2 protein-coding genes are annotated in these 2,782 nt (G+C 35.3%); both read right to left on the reverse strand.

Going from position 1 to position 2,782, the window contains the following annotated elements; all coding sequences use genetic code 11:
• Window positions 1-51: 51 nt before the first annotated feature.
• Complete coding sequence (locus BM088_RS26760) at window positions 52-1,698, reverse strand: choice-of-anchor I family protein (RefSeq protein ID WP_091991972.1); 1,647 nt, start codon at window positions 1,696-1,698, stop codon at window positions 52-54.
• Between the two features lie 320 nt (window positions 1,699-2,018).
• Window positions 2,019-2,342: a hypothetical protein gene (locus tag BM088_RS26765; RefSeq protein WP_091991974.1), complete on the reverse strand. Its 324-nt coding sequence runs from the start codon at window positions 2,340-2,342 to the stop codon at window positions 2,019-2,021.
• Window positions 2,343-2,782 lie beyond the last annotated feature (440 nt).

Raw genomic sequence — 2,782 nt, forward strand, 5'->3', positions numbered from 1 at the left:
TCGCCTGGCCATAATGCTCTCCCAAGTTTAAATTGGGTTATAGGCTAACGATTAGTTTAGGTTTATTGTAGGTGCGGGTACGCCGACCTTCACTTCTAAGCCAATAAAAGCATATGTTTGAGTACCAATTTTACCAATAACAACAGACTCAGGTTCAGCACCTTTTGCATCTGAGCGACCATCACCTTCATTTTCGTCTTCATCATTATTAAAAGCTGCACCATGAATAGAGGCTGAAATACGACCAATATCGTCACCAGAATCAAAAACAACTAAACCATTGCTATCCCAAATCGTAAAAGAACGTGCGCCATAAGCATACATATTGCTATATTCATGATTTTCATCTTTACCTAGAGCATTTGTTACCAATAAACGCCCTAAACCATTTTTACCGCCATTGGCAATAATGTAATCTTCTAATTCTGTGCTGACTGTGCCAAAATCTTTTAAGTTTTTAACGCGTACTTCATCTGTGTATGCAATACAAATTTCCTCACCCTCTTCCCACTCATATATGCCCTGTGGAAAATCTGTTTCACACTCTATTTTACCTGCATTCTCATTAGCATTACGTTCAAAAGCGATATATTCACGGCTATCACCTTCGTTTGCTGAAATCACAAAATTTGCACCTTGCCATGTATATGAAGCAATTGTATCTGGTTGATACATGCCATAAAGTTTGTCATAGCTTTTAAAATTAACACCATTATCTCTATCAGAGACATCAAGCTGTAAATTATGCCAATGTTTAAAACCTAAGCCGCTGACTTTCACACTATTATTTGTTAAATCTACAGTTGCCATTGCATTATTTTCTTGTAATGAAATAAAAGCGGTTTTGTTATCTTGCGATATAGCCACATATTCTGGTTCTAAATCTTGGGCTACAGAATAATTGCGCACTTGTCCTTTGATTATATGACCCGTTGGATTTGAAAATTTAGCGCCTTGGGCTTCTAATTCTGATTGCATAGTATTAAATTCAGTGAATAATATGTGCGTTGCTGTATCGGTTGGTATACCTGAAACAATATTGATCACAGATATTGAACCTTCAGGGTCGATAATATAATCATTGGATGGTTCGCCTTCATTTGCAACAACGACTTTGGCACCGTCATGTGTAAAAACAACATTGTCTGGTAAATCACCTACAGCAACGTTTTTTATAAATGCGGGTGTATCACCTGAAATATCAAAAAAGGCGATATGGCCATTGATACCTGGGGTGCCTGATGCTATTGCAACTGCTAAAAGGGCATTGTTATTGTCGATTGCGATACTATTGGCATCGCCATTTAGTCCGGTTGTAGCCACTAAATTAAGTGTTATTGTTGATGATAAATTGGCATTGGTCACTACGCCTTCTGAATTTTTTGTTAAAACATTAGCATCAATATTATTAGCATCAATAATTTCGACTACAGCAGGCTTAACAGAACTATTGATTGCATAAATTAATTTTTTAGATTTTTGAAAAGAAACAATCTCAGCTGCACCTTCAGGAGCTTGGGCATTTAAAACCGTTCGCCCTATCAGCTCAATATTAAGAGAAGTAGGAGCATTAACACCATTACTGCCATGAGTACCTTCTATACCTTCAGGGCCTTGTTTGCCATCATCCCCATCTAAGTCACATGCCGATAAGAGCGTTAATAAGGAAACTGCAACTAAGGTACGTTTAAAGTTCATTTCTAAATCCTTGCGATTTTTATAATAATAAAAAGCAATATAAAAACAGTTTAATGTGATTTTTTAATGACAGTTATAAGTCAGCTTGATGACAGTATTCAAAAGTTTATATGAAATATAAACAGCTCTGCTTTAGAGGTGCGTATCCTTTATTTGAAGAATAGATGTATATTTATGGACGCATTGAAGTGGCATATTAGATTTATATCGGGAAGGTCCTTCAAAGTGAATAATTAATCACTGGGAGGCTTAGAGTTAGCGTAAAAAGGGTGCAGAAAAAACGGCACCTTCACTTGGCTTATTGCAATATTAAGTAATAGTTAAAGTCGCTTCTCTTGTTTTGATGTAATAGATGTAACATGACTATTTTCAATTGTCATAACAACAAGGTAAAAACCACCGATAGAGCCTTTAAGCCTATAAGTTAAAATCTCACGTTTAACAGAGTGACCGCCTTGACCATTATCAACGGCAATCTTTTCAACATCCTGATAAAGAGGTGCGCCAGCTATTGAAATAATTTCTGATTTACTTTTACCCACAGTTAAAAGGTTGCCACTATCTAAACGAAAACTGCCTCTTGCATGAGTATTAATGGAAAATAAAACGAATGATAAAATTAATAAAACTTTAAAATATCTCATGATTGGGTTTTCCTACCTCAAAATGTATATAAAATTAATCGTATTTAATTGATGTACGCTGTAAAAGTAAAATTAGTCCTATACAAGAATAGTATTGAGTATATTTTCTTTGAATCATGCTTTTTTGAATAATAAAATATAGCTCCTAATTTGGCACCAGTTTACTGAGTTACACCTAATTTGGGAAGTGCAAAATGTATCTATTAGAGAGTCAAAACCCGACAGGTGATAAAACTTTTAAGTAGCATAAAGTGAGTTAACATATTAGCTTAAATTACTCCAAATTTAGGATTGTTAACATTTTTTAATGATTTTATATTGTTTATATTTAATGCCCATTTTATTTTTAACAGAGCGTAGCGAAAATCTCGGGGGCTTGCCCCCGTGCTGGATAGTGTAGACTGAGCTTGCCTCAGTCTGTAGTATCCACTACATGGAAC

The organism is Pseudoalteromonas denitrificans DSM 6059, assembly GCF_900112265.1.
GTDB classification, from domain to species: Bacteria; Pseudomonadota; Gammaproteobacteria; order Enterobacterales; family Alteromonadaceae; genus Pseudoalteromonas; species Pseudoalteromonas denitrificans.